Origin of the sequence: Desulfogranum japonicum DSM 18378, assembly GCF_000429945.1 — a bacterium.
Classification (GTDB): Bacteria; Desulfobacterota; Desulfobulbia; order Desulfobulbales; family Desulfobulbaceae; genus Desulfogranum; species Desulfogranum japonicum.
In genome coordinates this window covers 190,187-215,111 of sequence record NZ_AUCV01000004.1, presented here as the reverse complement: position 1 = coordinate 215,111, position 24,925 = coordinate 190,187, and the positions used below count along the sequence as shown (strand labels likewise).

The 24,925-nt window shown below is 46.7% G+C and carries 17 protein-coding genes and 1 pseudogene; 3 read left to right on the top strand and 15 right to left on the bottom strand.

Features of this window, described 5'->3' with window-relative positions:
- The first annotated feature begins 2 nt into the window (after nucleotides 1-2).
- Nucleotides 3-3,671, top strand: a complete 3,669-nt coding sequence (locus tag G493_RS0105455) for an AAA family ATPase (RefSeq protein ID WP_028579568.1) — start codon at nucleotides 3-5, stop codon at nucleotides 3,669-3,671.
- Nucleotides 3,672-3,741: 70 nt separating this feature from the next.
- Here G493_RS0105455 and G493_RS27925 read toward each other — a convergent pair whose 3' ends face one another.
- The 11 genes and pseudogenes from G493_RS27925 to G493_RS27915 all read right to left on the bottom strand — a co-directional run bounded on the left by G493_RS27925 (nucleotide 3,742) and on the right by G493_RS27915 (nucleotide 17,103).
- Nucleotides 3,742-4,914, bottom strand: a complete 1,173-nt coding sequence (locus G493_RS27925; RefSeq protein ID WP_084813435.1) for an AI-2E family transporter — start codon at nucleotides 4,912-4,914, stop codon at nucleotides 3,742-3,744.
- 134 nt (nucleotides 4,915-5,048) lie between these two features.
- A pseudogene (gene bioA, locus G493_RS34790) lies at nucleotides 5,049-7,312 on the bottom strand (adenosylmethionine--8-amino-7-oxononanoate transaminase).
- Nucleotides 7,309-7,953: a YkgJ family cysteine cluster protein gene (locus tag G493_RS0105435; RefSeq protein WP_028579565.1), complete on the bottom strand. Its 645-nt coding sequence runs from the start codon at nucleotides 7,951-7,953 to the stop codon at nucleotides 7,309-7,311. The pseudogene bioA and the gene G493_RS0105435 overlap by 4 nt, the downstream one beginning before the upstream one ends.
- 6 nt (nucleotides 7,954-7,959) lie before the next feature.
- Nucleotides 7,960-8,541, bottom strand: coding sequence for an AmmeMemoRadiSam system protein A (gene amrA, locus G493_RS0105430; protein WP_028579564.1), 582 nt, complete (start codon nucleotides 8,539-8,541; stop codon nucleotides 7,960-7,962).
- Between the two features lie 290 nt (nucleotides 8,542-8,831).
- Nucleotides 8,832-9,338 (bottom strand): LEA type 2 family protein, encoded by a 507-nt coding sequence (locus G493_RS0105420; RefSeq protein ID WP_028579562.1) that lies wholly within the window; start codon nucleotides 9,336-9,338, stop codon nucleotides 8,832-8,834.
- A 224-nt stretch (nucleotides 9,339-9,562) separates the two neighbouring features.
- Nucleotides 9,563-12,073 (bottom strand): response regulator, encoded by a 2,511-nt coding sequence (locus G493_RS0105410; protein ID WP_161629794.1) that lies wholly within the window; start codon nucleotides 12,071-12,073, stop codon nucleotides 9,563-9,565.
- A gap of 199 nt (nucleotides 12,074-12,272) precedes the next feature.
- Complete coding sequence (locus tag G493_RS27920; protein ID WP_161629793.1) at nucleotides 12,273-13,184, bottom strand: Tll0287-like domain-containing protein; 912 nt, start codon at nucleotides 13,182-13,184, stop codon at nucleotides 12,273-12,275.
- Between the two features lie 186 nt (nucleotides 13,185-13,370).
- Nucleotides 13,371-15,764 carry a response regulator gene (locus G493_RS0105400; protein ID WP_028579558.1) on the bottom strand — a complete coding sequence of 798 codons (2,394 nt, stop codon included), beginning with the start codon at nucleotides 15,762-15,764 and terminating at the stop codon, nucleotides 13,371-13,373.
- 2 nt (nucleotides 15,765-15,766) lie between these two features.
- Complete coding sequence (locus tag G493_RS0105395; protein WP_028579557.1) at nucleotides 15,767-16,255, bottom strand: rhodanese-like domain-containing protein; 489 nt, start codon at nucleotides 16,253-16,255, stop codon at nucleotides 15,767-15,769.
- 15 nt (nucleotides 16,256-16,270) lie between these two features.
- Nucleotides 16,271-16,585 carry a rhodanese-like domain-containing protein gene (locus tag G493_RS0105390; protein ID WP_028579556.1) on the bottom strand — a complete coding sequence of 105 codons (315 nt, stop codon included), beginning with the start codon at nucleotides 16,583-16,585 and terminating at the stop codon, nucleotides 16,271-16,273.
- Between the two features lie 89 nt (nucleotides 16,586-16,674).
- A complete protein-coding gene (locus G493_RS27915; RefSeq protein ID WP_035273675.1) occupies nucleotides 16,675-17,103 on the bottom strand; it encodes a response regulator in 429 nt (142 codons plus the stop codon).
- Nucleotides 17,104-17,624: 521 nt separating this feature from the next.
- Here G493_RS27915 and G493_RS0105380 point away from each other — a divergent pair.
- Both G493_RS0105380 and G493_RS0105375 read left to right on the top strand, forming a co-directional pair.
- The gene (locus tag G493_RS0105380; protein WP_028579555.1) at nucleotides 17,625-18,233 is read left to right on the top strand and encodes a PEP-CTERM sorting domain-containing protein; all 609 of its coding nucleotides are present in this window, start codon (nucleotides 17,625-17,627) and stop codon (nucleotides 18,231-18,233) included.
- A 468-nt stretch (nucleotides 18,234-18,701) separates the two neighbouring features.
- On the top strand, nucleotides 18,702-19,460 hold the full coding sequence (locus G493_RS0105375; RefSeq protein ID WP_028579554.1) for a fibro-slime domain-containing protein: 759 nt from the start codon (nucleotides 18,702-18,704) through the stop codon (nucleotides 19,458-19,460).
- Nucleotides 19,461-19,770: 310 nt separating this feature from the next.
- On the opposite strand, the gene G493_RS0105370 is transcribed toward G493_RS0105375, so the two are convergent.
- The 4 genes from G493_RS0105370 to G493_RS0105355 form a co-directional block, all read right to left on the bottom strand.
- Nucleotides 19,771-20,724, bottom strand: a complete 954-nt coding sequence (locus G493_RS0105370) for a L,D-transpeptidase family protein (RefSeq protein ID WP_028579553.1) — start codon at nucleotides 20,722-20,724, stop codon at nucleotides 19,771-19,773.
- A gap of 412 nt (nucleotides 20,725-21,136) precedes the next feature.
- Nucleotides 21,137-21,439: an Lpp/OprI family alanine-zipper lipoprotein gene (locus G493_RS0105365; RefSeq protein WP_028579552.1), complete on the bottom strand. Its 303-nt coding sequence runs from the start codon at nucleotides 21,437-21,439 to the stop codon at nucleotides 21,137-21,139.
- A 98-nt stretch (nucleotides 21,440-21,537) separates the two neighbouring features.
- Nucleotides 21,538-22,770 carry a L,D-transpeptidase family protein gene (locus G493_RS0105360; protein ID WP_205623639.1) on the bottom strand — a complete coding sequence of 411 codons (1,233 nt, stop codon included), beginning with the start codon at nucleotides 22,768-22,770 and terminating at the stop codon, nucleotides 21,538-21,540.
- Between the two features lie 322 nt (nucleotides 22,771-23,092).
- Nucleotides 23,093-24,907 carry a putative Na+/H+ antiporter gene (locus G493_RS0105355; protein ID WP_051309029.1) on the bottom strand — a complete coding sequence of 605 codons (1,815 nt, stop codon included), beginning with the start codon at nucleotides 24,905-24,907 and terminating at the stop codon, nucleotides 23,093-23,095.
- Nucleotides 24,908-24,925 lie beyond the last annotated feature (18 nt).

Here is a 24,925-nt window from a genome sequence, read left to right as displayed (position 1 = left end):
GCATGCGCATTCTCACACTTCATCTTCGTAATCTCAACTCGTTGCGTGGTAACTGGCAGATTGATTTTACTGCTCCGGAGTTTCTTGCCAATGGCATATTCGCCATAACCGGCCCTACCGGAGCTGGTAAAACAACGCTTCTGGATGCTATCTGTCTGGCTCTGTTCGGGGCAACGCCGAGACTGGGAAAAATTACCAGGTCCAGCAATGAAATAATGAGCCGTTCCACAGGGGAGTGCTTTGCCGAGGTGGAATTTCTCGCAGGCGAGGGCCGCTATCGTTGTCACTGGAGTCAGCATAGGGCGCGACGCAAGCCGGAAGGCGATTTACAGCAACATAAACATGAAATTGTTGATGCAGAAACCGGCAAGGTTCTGGAAACCAAGGTGAAAGAGGTTGCCAATCTGGTCGAACGTATAACTGGACTGGAATTTGCCCAGTTTACTCGCTCCATGCTGCTGGCTCAGGGTGATTTTGCCGCGTTTTTAAACGCTGATGCTGCGGAAAGAGCCCCAATTCTTGAACAGATAACCGGCACGGAAATCTATAGTCAGATATCTGTTCAGGTGCATGAACGCTGGACTGCGGAGAAAAAACAGACAGAGATGCTGCTGGCCTCTTTGGATTCGGTGGAGTTGTTGACTGCTGATGAAGAAGAGAGCATGAAGAGCCGGCAACAGGAACTGCAGGCAAACGTGAAATCTTTACAGTACGAATTGACACATGCGGAGCGTCAGATTGCTTACCTGCAAGAGGTGGAGGCCAGGCAGCGAGAATTGGCAGTGTTGCATGGTCAACTTGAAGAACATCACGAAAAATGCGAGCAGGCAGCAGACGATTTAGCTCGCTATGCAAGCGGAAAAAATGCCGTTGCAGTGCATGGATCGTATGAAACCTGGATGGGTATCAGGCAAACTGTGCAGGAAGAAACAAAACGCCTTGCCGTGTTGCAGGAGCAGGAAAAAGAAAATTTGCAGGCCTGTGAGAAATTTCAACACCAGGTGAAGGAAACAGGTCAGGCTGTAGAGAAATTTGAACTGCACCTTGAAAAGGAACTGGAATTGCTCAAACAGGTGCGTGCCCTTGATGTGAAGGTTTCCAGTGCAGAGAAGCATTTGATAGAGCAGCGCAGGGAATATCAGGAGTTGCACAAACAGCGCGAAAAACAGCAGCAAAAACAACAGCAACTCATTTGCAGGCAAAAAGGGTTTCAAGAAAAACAGCAACTTACGGCCACCTACCTGGAAAAGCATCGGGAAGATGAACAGCTGGTTGAACAGATGCAGGATATTGCAGGGCAATTGAATCGTCTGGTACTTCTGGATAACCAGCAACTGGAACTCAAGCAGTCCTTGGAAAAGGCCAGAGAGCAACGAAAAGAAGCTGTCAGCAAAGTCGAAACGGCAAAAGAGCAACATGTTAGAAGCAAGGAGCGTCATGCAGAGCTTGAAAAACAATATGCTACTATGCATGGGGAACAGCAGCAACGGCTTGCCGGCAGGGAAACCCCGGCCTTACGTGAGGAAATTGAGCAGCTGCGCATCGCTTTGCAGGCAATGGAGGATGCACGGAGGTTGTTTGGTCAACAGCAGGAATTGCTCCAGGAGCAGGGAAAAAACACAACAGCCCGGCAGCTTACTGGGGAAAAACTGACGAGCTGCAGGGAACGTCTGGAATCCAGACAAAAAGATCGGGCTGCCCGGGAAGATTTGCATGAACAGCTTCGAATTAATCAGCAGCTGTGTCAAACCATTGCCGATTTTAGCGAAGCACGAGCCAGGCTGAAACCAGGGGAACCCTGTCCATTATGTGGCGGCGCTGATCATCCCTGGATGCAAAAACAGCCACAAGTCGCAGATAAGGCTGAAGAGCTTTTTCTGCTGGAAAAGGAACTTAAAAGTTTGGATGAAGAGATTGTCCATATCAGGGAAGAACGGGCTCGACTTGAGCAGGCAGAAAAGGATATTCTGCAGCGCGGTACGGCTTTTGAGACCTCTCTGAATCGTCTGCAACAGCAGCTTGTGGTCGGATTGGACTCTTGCGGCCTGGAGACCAAGCCGGAAACTCTGGAAGACCTGATGCATGTCCAGGCAGAGAAGCAGGCGCTTTTGCAGCATATGCAGCAGGAGTTGAAAGCCATTGACAGTGGAGCAGAGCAGCTCCAAAAATGTCAGGCTGAGCTCTCCGGATTACTTGATCAGTTGCATCAGCATGCAAATGCTCTCAAAGAAGCGCAACACACAGTGGAACGGATTGATGACCGTATCGAAACCACTGAGCAGCAGAAGCTGGAAGCAAAGAAAGGCGCTCAACAGTTGTTGGAAGCCCTGGAGCAACAGCTGAAGCCCTTTGGAATTGATCAGGTTATGCCAGAAAATGTGGACACTGTTTTAGCCCAGTTACAGAAGCGTCGAGAGCTGTGGCAGGAAGCCTCCGGCAATCACCTTATTGCAGAGCGCGAGCTGGTGGCTGTTACGGCTGCCCTGGATGAGTTGCATGCAACTTTGGCGGATCAGCAGGTTGCTCTTGAGAAAAAAGATGCAACCATGGGCGAAGCACAGCTTCAGCTCAAGGCGCTCCAGCAGGAACGGCAGGCACTTTACGGCGAACGGATTCCAGATGCGGAGGAAAAACAGTTACTTGCACAGAAAAAGACTTTGCAGCAACAGCTTCGTAATATTCAGGAACAATTGCAGCAGATTGAAAAACTGGGCGTGCAGATCGCAGAAAAAGTGCTGGCAACAGGGGCGTCTCTGAAAAAAAATATCGACCAGGAGCAGAAACTGCACGAGCAACTTACAGATCTGTTGCTGAATAAGGGATTTGCTTCTGTGGAGTTGTTTCTTCAAGCCCTGCTTCCTGAAGCAGAAATGGATAGTCTGGCTCATCTTAAGCAGAATCTTGTAAAGCATCATGATCAGCTCATAACATTGTTTCAGGAAAAAAAATTGGCATTGCAAAGGCTTGAGCAGGCTGATGCGCCAGAGAAGAAGGTTGAGGAACTACGGGTAATACAGGCGCAATTATCCGGGCAGGTGCAGGAAGTTTTGCAGCAGGTCGGGGCCTTGGCTGAACAGTTGCAGCGGAATGAACAGGCAAAAGACAAACAGAAAAAACAACTGGAACAGGTAAAACTGCAACAGCAGGTGGAGAGCAAATGGGGCAGGCTGCACCAGTTGATTGGCTCAGCAGATGGGAAAAAGTTTAGAATGTTTGCCCAGGGAATGACTTTGGATCTGGTTATCCACCATGCCAACCGGCATCTTCGCCGAATGAATGACAGGTATCTGCTGTTACGTTCAGCGGAACAATTGCTTGATCTCCAGGTTATGGACAGTTATCAGGCTGGTGAAATACGTTCCACGAAAAATTTGAGCGGTGGCGAGAGTTTCATTGTCAGCCTGGCGCTGTCTCTTGGGCTGTCTTCCATGGCTGGCAGGAATATCCGTATTGATTCACTCTTTCTGGACGAGGGATTTGGGTCCCTGGATGAAGAAGCTCTGGAAGTGGCGCTGCAGGCCCTCAGTGAGTTGCAGCGGACAGGGAAATTAATAGGCGTCATTTCCCATGTGCCAATGCTGCAGGAACGGATAGGGGTGCAGGTTAAGGTCCTTCCCAGATCAGATGGCACCAGCTTGCTGGAAGGGCCTGGGTGTCGTCAGGTGCAATGATACCAAGAGGAGAGGCTTTCATGTGTATCCGTCTCCTTGGTGAGTAGTTGCTTTCGCTAAATAAAAGGCTTCATTCGGTTTTCGGATCATCGGTGTCTTTGACAACTTCCTGGTTTTCCTGTAGTTCTCCTTTCCCTTGTTCCTCATTTGATTCTGGTTGATTTGAAGAGTGTTTCAGACTTACCCCGACTTCTGGAAGATAGGCATGAAAAGCCTTGCCATAAATTTCCCACAAAGAGATAAAGAGTGCGGCAACAATGGGGCCTATGATGATACCCAGAATGCCGAACATTGTGATGCCGCCAAGGGTACCGAACAGGACAAAAAGGTCATGCATTTCCGTGTCCTTACCGACCAGACGGGGACGGATGACATTGTCCAGGTTGCCTGCAACCGCACCACACAGGATGGCAAGAATAAGGACACCTGTAATATCTCCAGATAAGGCGAGAATGATCAATGCCGGCAACCAGATAATGGCTGTGCCGAATGCCGGGACAATGGACATCACTGCCATGACTGTCCCCCAGAAAACAGAGGCATGAATACCAGCCAAAGCAAAAGCAAGTCCACAGATGGTTCCCTGCATGATGCCGATAATCAGGGTGCCTTTCAGGGTTGCAGTGGTAACAGAGGTAAAACGGTTCAGTAAGAGTTGCTCATCACGATCATGGAGGGGCAGAAAGTAGAGAATTTTGTCCAGCAGAACCTTGCCCGTATTCAGAAAATAGAACATGGTATAGAGCATGATGACCGTGCTGAATATGGCGTTGACCGTGAGCTTGGCACCCGAATTGAGGTTATCTATCAAAAATGTGGTGACAATGCCCACAATCTGACCGGCTTTTTCAATCAGCATTTCCCTGTACGGAAGGATATGTTCCGCATAAGGAATTTTTGCTATATACTGGGTAAGAACGCTTGGCTCGTTGATGAATGTCTGTACCCAGGGCGTGACTGACTGGCCAACACTGATTGCCTGGGATACCACTACGCCAATCAGTATGGTCAATGGAACCATGACCAGTACAACAATGCCAATGAGTAGAATTATGGCGGAGATATTGGTCCGCCCGCCTAATTTTTGACTCAACCATCTGTGTGTTGGATGAACTATGGCTGAAAAAAGCCCGGCCATGAACAGGGGCATGAGAAACTGGCTGATCATGGTGAGGAACAGGGCTGAAATACCCAGGACCAGCAACAGTAAGACGGATTTATTGACAACCTCGCGGGCTAGCATGGAGACTTCTCTCTGTTGTTATGGGGAAACAATGTACTCCCTGTTACTCTGCGGTAAGTACTACGGCAACGCTGAATGCTACTTTCAGCAAGCATTGTTGGTAAGAAAAGCTGTACATTCGCAGCCTACACGGTTCAGGGGGTGATAGCCGCTGCCTTAACCATGACAGATGTCAGCTGACGTAACTCTTCAGGCTGTATTATATAGGGTGGCATGATATAGAGCAAGCGGCCAAAGGGGCGAATCCAGACACCGTTTTCCACAAAGAATTGCTGCATTTTTGCCATGTTGGCCGGTTCCCTGGTTTCAATGACGCCGATACCTCCAAGTACGCGAACATCGGAGACTGTGTCCATCTCCCTTGCCGGAGCAAGTTCATCCTGCAACTGTTGTTCAATGTTTTTCAGCTGCTCTTTCCATGCTCCGCTCTGGAGAATCTGCAACGATGCGCAAGCCACGGCACAGGCCAGGGGATTTCCCATGAAGGTCGGGCCGTGCATGAAGACACCTGGAGAACCTTGTGACGTGGTGATCCCCACATCTTCACTGGCAAGGGTTGCTGCCAGGGTCATGTATCCGCCTGTTATGGCTTTTCCCAGGCACATGATGTCCGGTGAGATACCGGCATGTTCAGCAGCAAACAGGGTGCCGGTTCTGCCAAATCCCGTGGCGATTTCATCAAAGATGAGCAGGACATTATACCTGTCACAGAGGGCCCGTAAGCCTTTGAGATACTCAGGGTGATAAAACCACATCCCGCCGGCGCCCTGCACAATGGGCTCAACAATGACAGCTGCTATTTCCTCGTGGTTCCGGGCAAGGAGTTCCTCCATGTCCTGTAAATCCTCTGGGTTCCATTCTTCCCCAAAACGGCAGGTGGGACGTGGAGCAAACAGCTGCTTAGGCAGGGAACGTTCAAACAGGGTGTGCATACCGGTGACAGGGTCGCAGACAGACATGGCGTGAAAGGTGTCTCCATGATACCCTCCACGGATAGTGAGTAGTCTGTGTTTCTCTGGCTTTCCGGATACATGCCAATACTGGAGGGCCATTTTTAAAGCGACTTCCACGCTGACAGAACCGGAGTCGCAGAGAAAGACCTTGTCCAGTCCGGGAGGAGACATCTCAACCAGGAGTTGGCCAAGATGAACAGCCGGTTCATGGGTTAAACCTCCAAACATGACATGGGACATGCAATCGAGCTGTTTTTTTGCTGCTGCATCCAGGGCAGGGTGTCTATAGCCATGGATCACAGACCACCAGGAAGACATACCATCAATGAGTTGACGGCCGTCCTGGAGTTCAATGGTGACGCCTGAGGCAGATCTGACCGGAAAAACAGGCAAAGGGTTGGTCATGGAGGTGTAAGGATGCCAGAGATGGTTGCGGTCAAAGTCGAGCATCTGGTCGGCTGACATCATTCTGCTTCCTGTTTAAAGGTGTATCCCAGTTTTCCCAGTTGGGCAAGGTCACCGTCAATGCCTGAGCCGGTTGTAGTCAGATAGTTTCCAACAATGGCTCCGTTCGCTCCTGCCGTAAAGCAGCGATACTGATCCTTGCCCAGTTGTTGTCGTCCTCCTGCCATACGGATGACTGCCTGGGGATTGATCAGCCTGAACAGGGCAACCACTGTCAGGACATCCTCTGTCGTAAGGGGCTCCAGTTGTTCCAGAGGTGTGCCGGGAATGGGAGTCAGGATGTTGATCGGGATGGAGAGTACGTTAAGTTCCCTCAGTTCAAAGGCAAGGGCTATACGGTCCTCCATGGATTCACCCATACCTATGATACCGCCAGAACAAAGGGTCATTCCTGCTTTTTTTGCAATTTCAAGGGTATTGACTTTTTCTTCCCAGGTATGAGTGGTACAGACCTTGGGAAAATACTCTTTGTTTGCCTCCAGGTTGCAATGGTATCTGGATACCCCGGCAGTGACAAGTGTATCCGCGATGTCCTTGGTGAGCATACCGGCAGAAGTACATAACTGCATGGCAGTAACAGCTGAAATATCCCTGTACAGGGAAATCAGCTGCTCCAGGGTTTCAGCATTCAGACTGCGGCCTGAAGTCACCAGAGACAATCTGTGCACACCGTTGAGGTCGTTGTCTTTGGCGATGGTCATAGCCTCGTCATGCTCAATCATGGTGTAGGTATCAATACCTGTGTGATGTCTGGCTGACTGTGCACAGAACCGACAATTTTCAGTGCAGTTGCCGCTGCGTGCATTAATGATGGAGCAGAGATGAAAATGATTGCCCATAAAATGTTTTCGGACCGCATCTGCAGCTTGCAACAGCGGTTCTTTGTCCGGCAGGACAGCTAACTTGTTTGCAGTCTCCGCATCCAGTTGCAGATCTTCACGTATTATCTGTTGCACCAGTGTATCCAATCCAGGTGTCATAAACAGTCCTCCTGACCTTTAATGCATGATTTAATATCCTGGGGAGGACCTTTTACAATCATTTCAGCTATGGTCATTTTAATGCGGGGGTACAGGTGGCGCTTGTGTCCGAGGAACCGTGATTCCAGTTGTGCCAGGCGCTGGTAGAGAATGGTCCTTTCCATGGCAGGTGCGTCGGCTTCTACTGCATAACGGTCTTTGACAATTTCCTGGCAGCGAAAACAGCCGGGAAAGCGCATGTGTTGTCCATCCGGACGCGTCAATGTGGCAGGAACCCCGTGGGTCCGGCATATCATCAGGCGGTGGGCATACAAACCGCACAATCCCTCCTCACTGAGCAGTGGACAGGGAATTTGTGGTCGTATCTGTTTGCTTATCAGGTCTGTGCTTTCATGCACATAGGCTTTGGCTTGTGCCGTGATATGGTCGAGCTGATCGTCGTCGAGTTTACGTATGCCTTCCCAAAGGTAGGCCCATTCACAGTATGTATAGTGCTGAAAATAGGAGTCACAGCAGTTATCGGGACAACCCTGACAGGTCAGGGAAATCTGTTTGGCAACCTGGTCATAGCTTTCTGCCATTGTTGCATAGATCTCAGCAATCTCGCAGGAAAGCTCAGGCGGTAAAAAAAGTTCACCCATGAAATACTATCCCGTATGACGGGATTCCTCAAAATATTGCACGCGATAGGTTTCAACTTCAAGCTGATCATGGAGCCATGCGTGCTCGGCCAGGCCAGCTTTTCGACAGAGATGCCCTAAAAATAATTCAGGTTGGGGCAGTTGTTTCCATACCTGGGGGAGAAACGTTGCGCTCAGGCCGGTTGCAGAGCGGATAATGACACCGTCTTCCTGCGGTGTCAGCAGAGAAGGCAGTTCCTGTCCGCTGGAGTAGTCCAGCTTTTGTGGTGGGCTGAGGATGGATACCTCAATATGCAGTAAAGGAACTTCGGCAGGCGAAACCGGCTCAAACCTGTGGTCATGAAAGGCTGCATTGATTGCATGCCGTCGCACCGCATCACACAAAGGTTCAAAACCCTGTAAACTGCCGATGCAGCCACGCAAGGCTTCCCGCTTGTGGAGAGTTACAAAAACACCGTGTTTGATGGAAAAAATAGGGTCGTTCAGGTCTGCTTCCGAGACAGGATTGCTTGCATCCATATGTAAATGCTGCTCAATTTCCTGCCGTGCAAGCTGAACTAAAATCTTCCCCTGCTTTTGGTTCAGCACAATTCACTCCTCAGGGTTGAATGCTTTTGCAGGCCCCGTACTCTATTGCAGATATCGGGCTTGTCAACAGTTATCTTGTGAGCGTCAGGAAATGGCCTGGGAGGGAGCTCCCGGTAATACTCTCAATTGTCATTACGGGGAAAATCATATTCCCTTGTGAAATGGGTATGTTCCAGAAATCATTTTTTTCAGCATATGCCGTAACTACTCATGAGGGAAACGGATAAACTTGAAAGTTCCTGGTAGTTGTAACCGGTTACCATGTGCCAAACGTTATTTTGTGGATAGCACTATCTTGTTGCAGCTGCTTTGTTGAAAGACAATTCACCTTCACTGGTAAATGGTAAGGTTTTCAATATTCCGGCCCCGTCTATGCGGACCTTGCCGCTCAACCGGTAATTCAAAGGGGCGGAGCTGCTTGCTGATTGCTGGGTGTTCCCGATGATTTCTGCCACTGAGGAAATCATTTCAAACATGGATGCGTAAACCTGAACAGGGACCAGGGCTGAACCAAAAGAAGGTACTGTGATTTCCTGGTTGGTTATCCCACGCGCAAAAGGACGATCGTCAATATCCAGATCGCACTGAAGACCTTTGATTTCCAGGGGGGAATCATTGAAATTGAGCACGCGTAATTCCAGGAGAAAGGTGCTTTCCATGGCCTTGATTTCCTGAATCTGCACATTGGCTACAGTAATGGTTGGTGGTTCACTTATGTGGTTGAATCCGGCACATCCACCAAAAATGAGCAACAGGCTGAGCAGCAACAGATGTGAAAGGGAGGTTATTGTGCGCATGGGCTATCTCCTGATTGATTTTCAAACAGGTCATACCATGAAATCTGGGGTTGTCAAGTGTATACAGATACCTGCCAGGAGTTCTCACAACCATGTTTTGCAATGCACTGTACTTGTATTTATGGATGCATATTTGCAATACATGCAGCGTAATATGTTGTCAACAATGCATGCTGAAACGGGAACAGGAAAAGATAATCACCCATAGCTGAAGATACGTGTATTTATGATGAAAGGGCGTTTTTCACAGCCAGACCAAGTTGTGTTATGGAATATGGCTTCTGGGTAAAGCCGGAGGCACCCATGTGCAGGACTGCACGTATATCGTCACTTTCGGAAAAGCCGCTGGCAATGATCGCCTTTTGACCAGGATGAAGGTTAAGAATCTCCCCATAGGTCTGGCGTCCATCCATCCCCGGTTCCATAAGCATATCAAGAATTATCAGGTCAACAGGCTGGTCTTTGAGAAAACGCAGTGCTTCTTCTCCAGAAGATACGGAGTCTACTGTATATCCCAGGTTTTTCAACATCTTGGTTGCAAGTTTGCGCAGCTGGGATTCGTCGTCGATGATTAGAATATGCTCTCCGTTTCCCCTGATATTTTGCTCTTTGTTTTCCGGCTCACAAGGGGCCCCGGTTGTGTCGCAGGTCGGGAAGAACAATCTGAAGCAGGTTCCTTGTCCGGTATTTTCAACTTCAACCTTTCCGTTATGGTCCTTCATCGTATTCCAGACAATACTCAGTCCCAATCCTGTACCGCTGCGGCCCATTTCTTTGAGCGTGTAAAATGGTTCAAAAATATGATCCATGTGTTTTTCATCCATGCCGGGTCCTGTATCGCGTACACTGAGCACAACCCATGTGCCCGTTTGCATGACCTGTGTATCGGCACGTTCCTCATCAATGATTTGATTCTCGCTTGAGATAATCACTTTTCCCTGATCGTTTGCCATGGCTTCCATGGCATTGCTGAGAAGATTGTACAGGGTTTTACTGATATGAATTGCAGAACAGAGGATGGTAGCCTGCTCTGCATGTAGTTCAAGATACAGTGTTATATTCGGATGGCGGGCAGCGAGTTCGATATACTCCAGAGATTGCAGATGGTTCTGCACCAATGTATGAAGATCATGGGAAGTCTTGGCAATAGCCGCTCCCCTGGTAAGTGTCAGCATGTCTGCCACCACCGCGGCGGCTCTGATTCCTGAATCCTGAATTTCAAGCAGTGGTTGGCGTAATTCACTCTCTTCCGGCAGGTCTTCAAGGATCATCTCCGGATACCCTACAACACCGGCCAGAATGTTGTTGAGGTCATGTGCAACTCCGCCAGCCAGAAGCCCAATGGCTTCCATTTTTTTGCTGCGCTGCAATTCTTTTTCCAGAGCCTGCTGCCTCTCTTCCATCTTTTTCTGTTCAGTGGTTTCGCGCATGATTTCCAGCTTGCAGAGAGTGCCGTCTATGTCCGTGTAGGGAACGGCTATCATGCTGAAAGAACGTTTGTCAGGCAACGTGCATTCGTGGTGCAGGACCAGTCCTGTTTCCAACACCTTACTGAGCGGGCAACTTGCCGGAGGAGCATTTTTACCTGTTATGGCACGGTAACATGTTTGGCCGACCAGATTTCCAAAATCCTGCATCATCCCATTGCTCATATATTTAATTTTGTATTGCGCACCAACAACCATGAGATAGAGCCCGGAATGGTCCAGAGCCTCCAAAATCGATCTTTGCAGACGTTCATTTTCCGCAAGTTGGCTCTGCTGGTCTGAAATGTGCCGGTCTGTCCTTCGTAAGAGAAGGGTGAAGAGAGCAACAAGGAATCCCAACAGGAGGGTGGCCATAGCCGCAATTTGGTATATGAGAAGGGTAAATGCTTTCTGGGTGGCTGTATTGTCGTAAAAGACGAAAATGTCAGCAATTGTATTTTTTTTTGTATCTTGGAAAGGGTGTGAGAATATTTGCAAATCTCGCGAATCTGCTGTTTTTGTTCTAAATATTTGATTAGACCGTTGTACATGTCCTTTCTCGAACAATGCATCCAGTTGCGTTGCCAGATAGGGACGGGAGGCATACACAAGAACCCTGTCGTCGTAACGATCCCAACTGTACCTATTCATGGCCTGTTGCTTGCTTTGTTCCCACAGTTCACGTTGCAGGAGTTGTTTGTTCACTGTCACAGCCATATCTACATGCAATCTTGTGTGCAGCAGTTGTAAGAAGGGATATATTTCCTGGGCGAGTTCCATGTATCCTACTAGGTTGTCATTGGCATATACAGGTGTAACAACCCGCAGGGAAAGCGTTCCACCGGCATCCAGTTCCACATTCCATGCCTGTCCGCTTTTTTCAGCATTTGCAAGTGTTGCCCTTTCAATGGCTCCTGCCTGCATTTCCGGTTTGTGGATGCGTAATAGAATCGCCTGGTCAACTTGGTGGAAATACAGGTGAGTAACAGAATATTTGCTAAGCGTTTTGTTAAAGATGGGAGTGAATAGGGCTTGGAGCTGGTCTCTGTCCTGCTCCTGCAGTGCAGTTTTGAGGCCGGGTTCTCGAAGCAGAAGTTCGCTGAGAGCAGAAAGGGAGGTCGCACCTCTTTTAATGGTCACCTCCAGGCTCCCCTCCACGTCAGCCATCATCTGTTTGATGAATTGCTCTTTTCCATGCTGATAGGTTAAAAGCAGGGCGACTGAAAAACCACTTACCAACAGGAATACAATCAGGCATAGTGGAATCATAAGCCTGTAAAAGACCGAGGTCACAGGAGCAGTATGGGTGAAAGAATGTGTCTTCCTGCTATCATTCATCATGTCTGAGAGAATATGCAACGTTGCAGGTTGGTGGGTGATTGCAATGCAGCTTCTATAGGGGGATATCCCTTATCGAGTTCACCTGTACGCAGCTACATTACAATAGCCCGGGAAAATACAAAATTTTCTAAGATGTTTCTTCATCGTTGAGTTCAGGATATAGCGTTCTCTGACATTCCGGACATATTCCATGGCTGAATTTCAGATCTGCATGTTTATGCAGATAGGCTTCCATCTGGCTCCAGTAGCCTTGATCGTCCCGAATCTTTTTACAGTGCATGCAGATGGGCAGTATTTCTCTGAGGGTTTTGATCTCATCAAGGGCGTTCTGCAGGTCAGCGATAAGCACTTCTCGTTCTGTTTCCACGGCTGTTCTTGCTGCCAATTGCTTGCGACTTTGCTGAAAAAAGATGGCAAGCGCTATCAGGCCGGCAAAATATGTCAGAAGATGGAATACCGTATGATTATATGCGCCTTCTTCTATGGCTTTGCTTACTTTGCCCAATGAGACCGTGGTGCTGATGCCTCCCCTGACATCGCCGAGCTTGTACCCTTGCTCTGCGTGGCATGCAAGGCAGGAGTGGCGAGTGTAGACCGGCAGCATAACCCTGAGATACGGGGTGTTGTCGATTTCAACTGCCTCGGAGAAAAAGTTCATCCCTTTTTCAAAAGTGTTCAAGGCAACTGCTTCCCAGGGGGTGGGCGCATTTTCAGGGCGTATGAGTTTAAGGCTGGTGAGGTGTCCGGGGGTATTGAACATTTCCATGCCAAGCTGATGTACTTGGCGGGTCATATAAGCCGGATTGATAAGGGTCAGAGATTGCCCGTTACTGGTAGTTACTATTTTGTGGGGGTGGTTAAGGTATGGATTGGGCTTGGCTTTTTCGCCAATGGGGACATAAACGCCTCCGTAGCCCGAGTTCCAGGCTCTGTAGGTGAGATCCTTTTCCAGGATGGAGCGGCCAAGTTCTTCACCCAACAGGGTAATGATCTGCCATTCACTCCCCTTGTAGAAATGGAGCACCCCAATCTGGAACACTGTCCAACAGATGAATGCAGCTATGCACCAAATTATGAGATGCTTCCGGTCCTTTTGCAGTTGTAGCAGCACGGTCCTTTGAACTCCCTGTCAATATGAGATAACAAGCAGATCGTTTTGCTGTAAGTATAGCACGTTTAGCAGGGAGACAAGGATTGAAATGGATAATTACAGGTGTTTTTTTCATTACTCATCCAATTCCTGGCGTAAGGCTGCAGCAATAGCTGCAATGGAGTAGGGTTTTTTAATATAGGCGCCTGCTCCGAGACGTTGTGCTTCCACAACCTTGGCACTTTCTGAAAAACCGCTGACAATGATGGCTTTTTGCCTGGGATTATATCTGCATATTTCACGATAGGTAGCAAGTCCGTCCATACCTGGTTCCATAATCATGTCCAGCAGCAGGATATCCACTGTATGTTCACGGAGATAGGCTACTGCCATTTCACCACTTTCCACTGCGACTGCTTCATATCCCAGTTCTTCAAGCAGAAGCGTGGCGATTTGTCGTTGCTCCTTGACATCATCAATAACCAGGACCTTTTCACCTTTGGCTTTCAGCAGGTCAAGGTCGACGTGCGTTGTTTTTTCTTCCACGGAGAATCGCTGTAAAGGAAAATACAGATCAAACGTGGTACCTGCCGCTGTATCGCTCACAACGTTTATATACCCGTTGTGATCTTTCACTGTACCCCAGACAACAGCCATCCCCAGGCCGGAACCGCTTCTTCCCATGGATTTGGTTGTAAAAAAAGGTTCGAATATTTTTTCCAGGTTTTCATCAGGTATGCCTAAGCCGTTATCCTTCACCCGCAGCCTGATGTATTCTCCCTCTTTTACCTGGTCATAACTTTTAAACACCGTGTCTATGTATTCGTCGGATGTGCAGATCTCCACAATACCATTTTTGGTGATGGCCTCAGCTGCATTGCTGACAAGGTTGGTAAGCGCTTTGGTCAGATGAACCTTGGAGCCAATCATGGTCGGGATGGCGGCTTGAAGATGAAACTCAAAGGCAACCTGTGGGTGTTGTGTCTGAATGTTGCTGAATTCATGGCTATCCTGAAATTCTTCTATCAGGTTGTGGATGTTTATGATTTTTTGCTTGGCAACTCCTCTGCGTGCCATGGTCAGGAGATCTTCCACGATAATGGCAGCCTGTTCTCCTGATGTCATGATTTTCTGAAGAGGTTTTCGAAAACTGTGATCCTCAGGCAGGTTCATTAACAGCAGCTCAGGATAACTGACAATTCCGGAAAGCAGATTGTTCAGATCGTGAGCTACTCCACCGGCAAGCATGCCCAGGGCTTCCATTTTTTCAGCTCTGCTCAGGCGCTCTTCCAGTTCCTGGCGTTCAGACTCGTTTTTGACCCTTTCTTCAATTTCTGCAGTAAGTTTCCTGTTAGCCCGGTGGAGGTCTGCGGTTCTGGCGGCCACCTGCTCTTCCAACATGTTCCGGGATTCGTCCAACTCTTCTATTGTACCTGCGATGGTGCAGCCCATCTTGTTGAGTGAGTTGAAAATATGGGAGAATTCCGCGTATTCCTTTTTTCGCGGAGTTATGCGGTAGCTGTGGTCCTCTTCTATTTTACTTGTTTCCAGGACAACTCTTTTCAGATCCCTGATAATCTTTCTGGCAATGGTGAACAGGATGATCACTATCAGGAAATTTATACATAAGGTGGCGATCCGTATATACCTGACAAGCAGAGAAAATCGATTCGTATTTTCTTTGATGTCTGTTTTTACTGCTTGCAGGTTGTTCATCAGTTCCTGTCGGTTCCACGCAAGGTTTTCCATCTCCCGTTGAATGAACACCTCAAGGTCCAAAAATCTTTTGAAACTCTGTTCAAATGTTCTCCCGTTCAGGAGAAGTTTTTCCACAAGTAATCCATCTTGGGCATCCAGGGAAAGCTCTTCAAACGTGTTGGTTGCTTTGTAGAACTGATGAATGGAATGGGTAAAATCGTTATGAATTTTTCTGGGGGAATGCCCTCTCTGCAAACGGGTAAATATTTCCACTATATTCAGCATGCTTTGCTGAATATCTATGGCGGCAGAGATAATATTCAATTCAACAGCAGGTTGATCGATATCCTGTTTATTCGGAAGTTGAGCATCAGGCCTGAAAATGTCGCTGTCCCGTTCCTCAAGGTTTTTTAAATAGGCGATATGATGCCTGTGGATATAGCTCACACTCCCGGCAAGTTCAGGTAGGATCGTATTGAGTCTGGAATAGAGGGACTGCTGTTCCTGCCGCAGGTTGCTCAGTTCAGAATTTATCCGGATGCGTTGATGCAGGAGGGATTCTTCCAGACCGAGTTGCGAGTCTGTATTTTGTCGAATGGTTTGCCGATACCTTTCCAGCACCGTATTTTGAACGGAAGGGCTGAGTTCAGCATCTCCTTCAAGGACCAGGGTTGTCATAAAAGTATGTTCCACCTGGTAACACGCGAGATTTTTTGCCCCCATTTCCTGCTTTTTGTATTGCAGATACGAATCAACAAGATTCATGATCAGTTGCAGGGTGATCGCAAAAACAATGAACAGCAGTGAATATTTAAGAGATTTGGAGAACATAATCAGCGAGTGGGGTACCTTTGTTTTATCCAGCCACGCATACCGAACTTAAGTCCCTTGATGGCAGTAAACCCATATTGAGAAAGGTAGCGGATGGCAAATTCATCTCTGTTGCCTGTCTCAGTGACAACTACCATCATACCTTTACGTGGCAGGTTATCTCGTGTCTTTTCGTCCAGGAGATCATCAAGAAGATATGTGGTAACCTTACAGGTGGTTTTAATCACCGGCGGAGGTGTATCCTTTTGCAGGATGTTGTCATTTCTGAGATCGAGCAGGGTGAGCAGTGGGTCTCCGTTTATATCCCTGCAGTCGCGATGTTGGAACTCCTTGAGTAATGCATATAAAGCTTTGGCTTCGATAAAGGATACTTCCGTTTCTGGCAGAGGTGCCTCGCTTTCCAGGGGAAAGTCGTTTTTTTTCCAGTCCTTTATCCCCCCGTTATAAATTCGGATATTGGAAAACCCCAAAGCCTTAATGGCAACTGCCACCTTGTAGGAGAATACTCAGCGATACCCCATGCAGTAGGTGATGATTGGTTTGTGTTTATCCTTTCCAAGAAGTGAAGCATGGCGATTGATGTCGCTCCAGGGAATATTAATTGAGCCTGGAATGGTGTGGTGACGGGCAATTATGGTGTCCAGAGTGTTGACAAGGATAAAGTCTGTTTCCCCCTGATTACGCTTAAGCAGTAAATTGTGCAGTTCGGATGACGTAACGATATCAAAACGGTCCATGCCAACTGCAGGTGAAATGGGAGTCATACAATACAGCAGCGTAATGAACAGGTGAATAACGATCCCTTTGAGCAGTCCAGGCATTTATACTTTCCTTATGCAGAGCTTGCTTGTTACTCAACTCGGTAACCTACGCAATTTTTGGATATTTATTATTTTCCGCGACCCATACGTTATTTTGTCTGTGGTTTGTTGGCATTGTGAATGAGCTTCAACTCTACCAGCGCTTTCAGCAGAGCTGCCTTTTTTATAGGCTTCTGCAGATAGGCGTCACACAGATTGTCATAGGATTCAAAGACAGTTTTGATATCACCTAAAGCAGTGGTCATGATAATTTTTGAGGGAGATTGAGAAATCCCGGAGTTTTTCGCATCTTCTTCCATGTCTCGGATATTGCGCAATGTTTCATTGCCATCCATCATAGGCATCATGATGTCTAAACATATGAGATCGTAAGGTTCACCAATGTCTAGCGAATGTTTGACTGCTTCGAGTGCTTCCTCTCCATTATCTGCTATTTCCGATTTTCCGTAATTTTCAAGATGGGCGCGGAGTAAGAGGCAATTTGCAGCGTCATCGTCAACAACGAGTATCTTGAGCATCAGTTACCTCATATAAATGAATTATGGGTGATTGCCATCTATATTTGCATTATATGGCAACCGTGATGTTCAACAAAATAGATAATAGAAGAAGCCGCAAAAGACTGTAGAAAGGTGAAATATTTGTTTTGGCTATGAAGAGGAGGGGCAGAATTGCGTAAAAATTAGCATAGAAGCATGAAAGGTATTCTTATCAGTAAGATCTTGTAAAAATGGAGAAAAATATTTAGTCATTTCTCCTTATATGAAATTAGTGTTTGCTTGTTAGAAGTATTTTTCCGATTTTTCAGATTTTATTGTTGAATTGTCTCGATTAAGCTATTTTTCATCGTTTTACGCCCTAAAAGGTGTGGCAAAATAACAATTTTCTATTGAAGTTTGTCGTTATATTTAAATGGGTTATTTTTTTGGTGCGAAATGTGGATTAAAATTTGCAATTGTCATCTTAGAGGGACACGCGATGTGCTGTTAGGTTTTAAGCGTCTGGTTTTTCGTTAATCTTGATGTATAAGGAGGAGATTATGCAACGAACCAAGATGACCATGTTTGCCTGCCTGCTGTTTTGTTTCATGTTATCCACGGTAAACGCAATGACCATTGATGTGATTGGATTTGGAGACAGTGATTGGGGAGTCGGGGAGTCCCCTGGAATTCTGGGGGAGCGGGATCATTGGGATGATGTCAAGGAGATGGAAAATCTATATACAGATGGGGAAATATCAGCCAGTGGAAGTTATTACGTGTACGATCCTTCGCCCGTCGATCCTGGCTGGGGTGGTGTAATATGGGTATTTTCCGGTTCCGTGCAATCTGTTTTTAACAATGCTCCGACAGATACCCTGTTTGTTCAGTTTGAGTCAGATCGAAATGATGGGTGGGCAAATTTTTATATTGATGGAGTGCTTTCCTATAGTTTGAATACTTACAATGGTAGCTGGTTTGCCGTAACGTTCAGTGGTTTGGCGTTGCAAAATCATACCTTGATGGTCACCGCGGCAGGTGGAGGAGATTTAGCCATTGACGCTATGGGGGCGACCCATGCCAATTCCGCTGTTCCCGAACCAGCCGCAATGGTTCTGTTTGGAGCGGGGCTGGCCGGGTTGTCTGCCATTATGCGCAAAAGAAAATAGAAGCACGTTAAGTATCTGATGGGCGAGCCGCTTCCTGGCAGGGAAGCGGCTTTTTTCTTTTTTCCTGGAAAAATGTATTATTGGGTTATTTTTAAGAAGGGCATGGGTAAGTTTTGTTAATTAAAAGGATTATTGTGTGAAAGAGACTGTGTCCTTTTGTATCTTTCCGTATTTTCGTTTTTTTTGTTTGAAAAAGACAATGGCAAAAGTGTTTTTTGTTGGTCATGTTCCTTGTATTTATGGTTGTTGTCAGGCAAACAAATTGAGTTGGGTACGAATTATATACTCTGTTACAGAGTTTGATTGTGGAGATCTAGTTGATATTTTTCACTAAAAATCAAGTAAGAAACAGACAGTACATCTCGAGTAGTGTACAGGATAAGGTTTTGTGCTGAAAGTTACTGTAGTGGCATTGTTTTTGTAAAGTGAGGGTATGAAGGTATTTATTTACTACTCAGGAGAGGTACTATGAAAAGAAAATATGTCGCTTGTTCTATTTTTTCCGTTTTCTTGCTGGGATCAATTCACATTGCCTCAGCTGCAACAATTAATGTAACAGGAACAATTCGTGATTTTCAAACTTCTCACCCTGACATGGAAGGCGCAATTCCTGGATTGGTAACAGGTCTTGTCAGTACCAGCCTTCCTGGAGATAAAAATCCTGATTTTATTGGGTTGCCAGGTGATGGGGCAATCACGAGCAGTGCAACATTTGACCAGTGGTATGAAGATGTTGCTGGGGTAAATTTGTCCAAGAATCTTACCATAACTCTTGATAACTCCATTACTGCAGATCCAAATGTTTATACTTTTACAGATAGTACCTTTTTTCCAATAGATGGAGAGCTGTTTGGAAATGAAGGGCGTGCCCATAACTATCACTTCACTTATGAAATTCATTCCAGCTTCACATACCAGGGCGGGGAGACGTTTTCATTCACCGGTGATGATGATCTGTGGGTCTATATTAATGATATGCTTGTCATTGATCTTGGAGGAGTACACAGCGCATTGAGCTCATCCATTAATCTGGACCTTCTTGGGCTGACAATTGGTGAGTCCTATGATTTTGATCTGTTTTTTGCAGAACGGCATACGACCCAGTCAAATTTCAGAATAGACACATCAATACAGCTGGTGAATGATGTGCCTGAACCAACCACTATGCTCCTTTTTGGGGCAGGGATTGCAGGCCTCGCTGCTGTTACTCGCCGACGTAAAGCATAAGGTTGCTCGCCGAGTTGTACAAAAGCCGCTTCAGTTAATTGAAGCGGCTTTTTTTTTGAGGAACTCGTTATAATAGGATGGATTTTTGTCCTGTATCACAATGCCGTAACTGATCACAGACACTCCACGAAGTCTTCCGCTGGTCACTCATCGTTTTTGAACGATCACTATTTCACGCATAGCTAGGCTTGCTGAATCTGCGCTTTTGCATGAAAAAGTTGGGGGTGAGAAACCCGAAAGACGTTGAGCAGGTAACTGTTTCCCAATATGCTTTAGCCAGCTTCATGAGCGGGTTGTACGTCGGGTGTTATTATGGTTGTATTTCAACCGGGGTACCATCCGGGACAATCTGTGCGATTTCTTCTATTTCTTCATTGGTAACAGCAATACAGCCGTCGGTCCAATCCAGTGTGGCGTGAAAAGTGCCGATATCCGGGTGCCCGTTTTTCAGACCGTGGATCATGATATCACCACCTGGGGAGACTCCAAGGGATTGAGATCGCATTGTATCTTTTTGATTTGGGTAGGAGAGTCGCAGAGAAAGGTGATATTTGCTGAGCCTGTTTCTGGACTCGATGAAATACAGGCCCTCCGGGGTCTTGCCATCTCCTTGTTGTTCTTTTGGCCCAACAGGGTTCTTACCCAATGCTACTTCGTAGGTTTTTATCGCTACCCCCTGGGAGAGTAATGTGAGGCGTCTTTTGTGTTTTTCGATCAGTATCTTATCGATGGGGATTGTTGAATACGTAAAAATTTTTTGCCTTAAATTGTCCAATTCCCCACGCAGGTTTGTAATTTGACTTTCCTGTTCTTTTATTTGTCGCCGATAGGCGTCAGCCTGTTGCCTCTGGCGATCAATCAACTGGTCTTTCATCAAGACATTACTGACCTGGAATAACATCATCTGACTGTCATCACGATATTTACTTTCAGGGAAATCATCTATGATCCTTTGGAAGCAGGCTGTTGCTTTTTGGTAGTCTTTCCCTGTGTTTTTTGGATGGCTGTACGCGATACCCATTTCAAAAAGGATACGATCCGCGAACTTTGGTTTTTGCTGTAAAAGTTTTTGGTATTGGATGAGAGACGCGGCAAAGGCATCCTGTTGAGAAACATTCTGGTTCGATGTGGGGGGAGAAGGAATGGGAAGCGTTGCCGCATTATTGGTGCAGGCAGAGAAAAAAAGCAGTGCAATGGAAATGATGCAACACGCTAAAGATGAAAGGATGGTGTTTTTGCAGTGAAAAGGTTTACCCGTAATCATCTTAATAACTGCTGTACTCACATTTAAGATACTGAAATCTGTTAATCGAAATAGAAACAACAGGACGTAAGTAATCAGAGGTAGTTACAACGTCTTTGTTTGTTCCTTACCTGCAAAAATGAGGCGAATACACACCTGGCGCCGCTCGTGAAGAATTACGGTGTGGAGGTATACTAACCTCTGAATTTACCCACCCGGGAATGAACGAAACGTGCCGGGTTATGGCAACCTGGCACGTTTTTCTTAAGTTTGTGTCGGGCCATAAATGGTCTTCGGAGTCTCGTTGCTCGCTTACCTTCCCAATTTTGCATCATGCGCAAAATCTTATCCTTGCAGGTAAGCGAAGACTCCGATATCAGCTCTTTGCTTACCTCAACTTGAGCAAAAAGACCATCTATGGACAGCCACTAGTTTATTTTCTCATTGAATTGGTAAATGCTGCGTTTGCCCGATTAATTTTTTCGTCAGCAACACGCTCTCTTTCGATGGCTCTCTGTTCGGCGGCTTCTGCTCTTGCTATAGCTTCGTTTGCTTTTAAGATTGCCTCGTCAGCTGAAGATTTAGCCGTCTGTGCATCAAGGGCCGCCTGATCAGCTTTTGCGCTGATTTCCATGTTCTGGGCCCGTACATCCTCAATATCGTTTTTTGATGCACATCCGCCGATAGTCAAGGCTAAAGCTAGGGCCAATACAATCATTTGTAAACTTTTCTTCATCTGTTTGCTCCTGTTTTCGTTTGATTTCATCATGCAGTGACGATGGTTGTCTTTATTACTCAAAAATATACTAAGATTGTATAGTGCTGTATCATTGGCTACGGTGCAACAAGTATGCCATTGAGATTCAGGTCTATATGTAAACGGTGCAGGGCATTGACCGCTTCGCCCTTGGTTTTGAACGGGCCGGAGAGAACTCGGTTTTTGTTGTTGCTCGCCATAACCCGGGTTGGAATTTGTGGTCCCTGGTGGTTGATAATTGCTGAGAGTCTGCGAGCTTCTGTCTTGCTATCCATGACGGCTGCCAGGACATACCATGCATCGGATTTAAGCTCTGGCACTTGTGGCTGGCCACGGAGTTTTGCCGGATGCTTGAGCCGTATGGTGTGCCGGCCAAAGGTTTTGTCCATCAGGCCTGTCGAAGAAATGGCAATGGGTATCCCCTGAGCTTTGGCAACGATGGCTTCTATCTTGTCCCAGTCAAAAGAAAAACCGTTCTTTTTCTGGAGCTCATTTAATTGCAAATAGATTTTTTTCAGTCCTGTTTTGCCCAAATCGTTAAACGGAGTGTGTGCTTCGAGGTACACTATTCCATCACGCTGGCCTAGGAGATAAGGTTGGTTTACTATTTTTACAGGTGTCTTGACTGAAGTGATCTTGAAAAGACGTTGTATGTCTTCCGGTAAGAGCCTTATACAGCCGTTTGATGCTCTCAGTCCAACACTGGCCGGTTTATTGGTCCCATGGATGAGGTAACTCGGTTTACTCAGATACAGTGCATACTCACCTAAAGGGTTAAGCGGACCGGGTGGAATACGGGATGGCAAGGGATCTCCTTTTGCGAGATGATCCGCGGCAATGGACGCAGGAACATACCACGTAGGAAGATGTTTTTTCCGTGTGATATGCATATTACCCATGGGGGTAGCGCGATCAACAGCACCTGCTCCGATAGGAAACGTGGAAACAATATGCTGGCTGCCTTGCTTTTTATAATGAAAAAGCCTCAGTGCAGGCAGGTTGATGACGATGCCTTTTCTGGCTGTATCCGGTAGGATATAACTCAAAGGAAGAATAATTGTTTTGCCGTGATCAGGCACCCAAATATCAACATCAGGATTAGCTGCGCTGAGGGTATTGATGCCGAGGCTGAAATGACGGGCAATATCTGGCAAGGTATCGTTCTGCTCAATTTCCATGGTTGCCAGTTTGCCGATAACACTGGTTTTTTTGTCGACCAGGAAGAAATTACTTTCAATGTCATTGGGGTCTTGCCCTAAAATGCCTGTGATGCCGGCACAACCCTGAAGGGACGCGAGGCAGACAGCCAAAAAGAAACATTGTAAAATAATTGAGTAAGTCAGGCTTGCCGACAACCGGAAAGGATGAGCTGAGCCTTGTGGGACAGAGGATTTGGTAACGCTTGTGTGTAAGCCGGACTGCATCAAAAAATACGCAATAAGTAAGAGTTATCGTACAAAGGAACCTGAGTGGAAAAATAACTATAATAAATTTCCGAAATGTTTCAAAATAATTAATGCGTGGAGGTGCGCAGTAAGAATATGTGATATGGATGTAAGGGCCGTAAAAAGCAACGACACTGTTATAAAAGCTGCTCAGCCTTGCTGCAATATGCACTATTATGATGCTGCTTTACAACAGCAAAAAAGTAAACCAAATGATGACTGTCGGCAACAGTGCTCCTTTCAGCAACCCTATGGGAGAAATGCCATCTTTAAAATGGTGTTTCAGTAAAGACTGACCTGCCGGATTGGGAGCATTTGCGATAACAGTGAGGCCACCACCTGAAACTGCTCCGGCAACAACGGAATATTTCAATGTATCAGTAAATTCTGGCACAAGGGTACTGAGAAAAGTAATGGCAGCATTATCGTTAAATGCCGTGAGAATGGTTGAACCAAGCATCAGGGGGATTTCATTGAGACTGCCCAACACAGGTTCTATCCACCAGCCTTGTACACCTCCGTGAATGACAAGACCACCAAGAAAAAAGCCGACAAGAAGTGGCTGTTTCAGGTCTATTCGGTTTTGGTAGGGAGCTGTTACTTGCGCAAATCCCAGAAAAAAGAGCATCCCCGGGATAAAAAGTTCAGGATAGTGGGCGGTGAAAATTGTCCAGCCCATGAAGGCTACATGAATGACTATAACCCACCATGGTACGCTGTCTTCCCTGTTATCCCATTCCGGATCAAGATAGGGAGCCCTCTCTGATTCAGGAACAGCTAAAGGGAAATAGGCTCGTAATTTTGAAAGTTTAACCTCTTCAAACCGTTTTTCAAAGGCTTTTTGGGCAAGGGCCTGGTCCACTCCTGTTTTCGCAACTTTTTCCAGGTAGCGGGGTTCCAGTTCTTTCCGTATTCGGCTGGAAATTGCATCTATTTGTTCGGTTATCGTCTCTTCAAACTTCAACTCCGTGCGAATTTTAGGGGAGATCGTTTCAATGTAGGCTTCCATTTCATTTCGGCACAGATGTTTTCGACGGATTTCTTCCTTGAGGCGTCGCAATTCAAATTTTTCAGCCAACTGCTGAAAGGTGCTACGATAAATAATCCAATAGATGGCGTTTGCAGTCAGAATACCAAGCGTTGCTTTCCACCCGAATTGCGTAAGCATATGCATTGTTCCCCAGTCCCATGGATTGGCTACCATCAATACAGGGGGAGCCGCAAAATGGGTAAGGGTGCCACCTATGGAGATGTTGACAAACAGCAGACCAAGCGTGGCATATTTAAATACCTCAGGAGGATCAAGATCGTAAAATTTTCTGCTCAGAAGCAGTGCGGAAATAGTCATTGCAGCCGGCTCGGTTATCAGTGAACCGATGAGCGGGCCTAACGTTAAAATGGTGAACCACCAACTGACTAAAGATCCCCCCAAAAAGTTGGCTATTTTTTCCATAACCTGTTCAGAGAGTTTCAGGATTGGACGGGTCGCAGCCAGTGTCATGATAACAACGACAAACAATGGTTCGGTGAAGTTTACTCTCTCTGTCAGATAGTACTTAAGGGTCGACCAGTCGAAAAATAGTGCTATGCAAAGGCCCAGAGCTACTGCCCATATACCGAATACAGCTTCAACTTCACCAAGAAAATGAAAAAGTTCGCCCTTATGTGATACTGAATTTTTAGGTACTTTTCCGCGAGCCTTCAGCTCTTCATGATCATGTTGCAGCTGATGGGCAATCGAAAGGAATTTCGATGTCATAAAGGTATGGACGATGGCCAGCAAGAAAATCAGCGTAGCCAGGAGATTGAATGGTTTAGTCGCAATACGGTGAAGCAGTCGCTGACTGATGCTTCCCATGTCAGCGTCGTTGTAACTCTTCAACAGCATGGGAAATTCAGCCGAACCCGCACCTTCAGGGGCTGCTGAGAAAACCGGGTCAACAAATATACAAAACAGGGTTATGCAGATAATGCCTGTTATTACTGTGCGATTATAGTTCATGGGCAATGCCTCCTTCGT

Coding starts and splice junctions, on each gene's coding strand:
- G493_RS0105375 (WP_028579554.1), top strand. CDS start 18,702: ATGAAAAGAAAATATGTCGCTTGTTCTATTTTTTCCGTTTTCTTGCTG.
- G493_RS0105400 (WP_028579558.1), bottom strand. CDS start 15,764: ATGTTCTCCAAATCTCTTAAATATTCACTGCTGTTCATTGTTTTTGCG.
- G493_RS0105435 (WP_028579565.1), bottom strand. CDS start 7,953: ATGGGTGAACTTTTTTTACCGCCTGAGCTTTCCTGCGAGATTGCTGAG.
- G493_RS27915 (WP_035273675.1), bottom strand. CDS start 17,103: ATGCTCAAGATACTCGTTGTTGACGATGACGCTGCAAATTGCCTCTTA.
- G493_RS0105390 (WP_028579556.1), bottom strand. CDS start 16,585: ATGCCTGGACTGCTCAAAGGGATCGTTATTCACCTGTTCATTACGCTG.
- G493_RS0105365 (WP_028579552.1), bottom strand. CDS start 21,439: ATGAAGAAAAGTTTACAAATGATTGTATTGGCCCTAGCTTTAGCCTTG.
- G493_RS0105420 (WP_028579562.1), bottom strand. CDS start 9,338: ATGCGCACAATAACCTCCCTTTCACATCTGTTGCTGCTCAGCCTGTTG.
- G493_RS0105370 (WP_028579553.1), bottom strand. CDS start 20,724: ATGATTACGGGTAAACCTTTTCACTGCAAAAACACCATCCTTTCATCT.
- G493_RS0105380 (WP_028579555.1), top strand. CDS start 17,625: ATGCAACGAACCAAGATGACCATGTTTGCCTGCCTGCTGTTTTGTTTC.
- G493_RS0105410 (WP_161629794.1), bottom strand. CDS start 12,073: ATGATTCCACTATGCCTGATTGTATTCCTGTTGGTAAGTGGTTTTTCA.
- G493_RS0105355 (WP_051309029.1), bottom strand. CDS start 24,907: ATGAACTATAATCGCACAGTAATAACAGGCATTATCTGCATAACCCTG.
- G493_RS0105455 (WP_028579568.1), top strand. CDS start 3: ATGCGCATTCTCACACTTCATCTTCGTAATCTCAACTCGTTGCGTGGT.
- G493_RS27925 (WP_084813435.1), bottom strand. CDS start 4,914: ATGCTAGCCCGCGAGGTTGTCAATAAATCCGTCTTACTGTTGCTGGTC.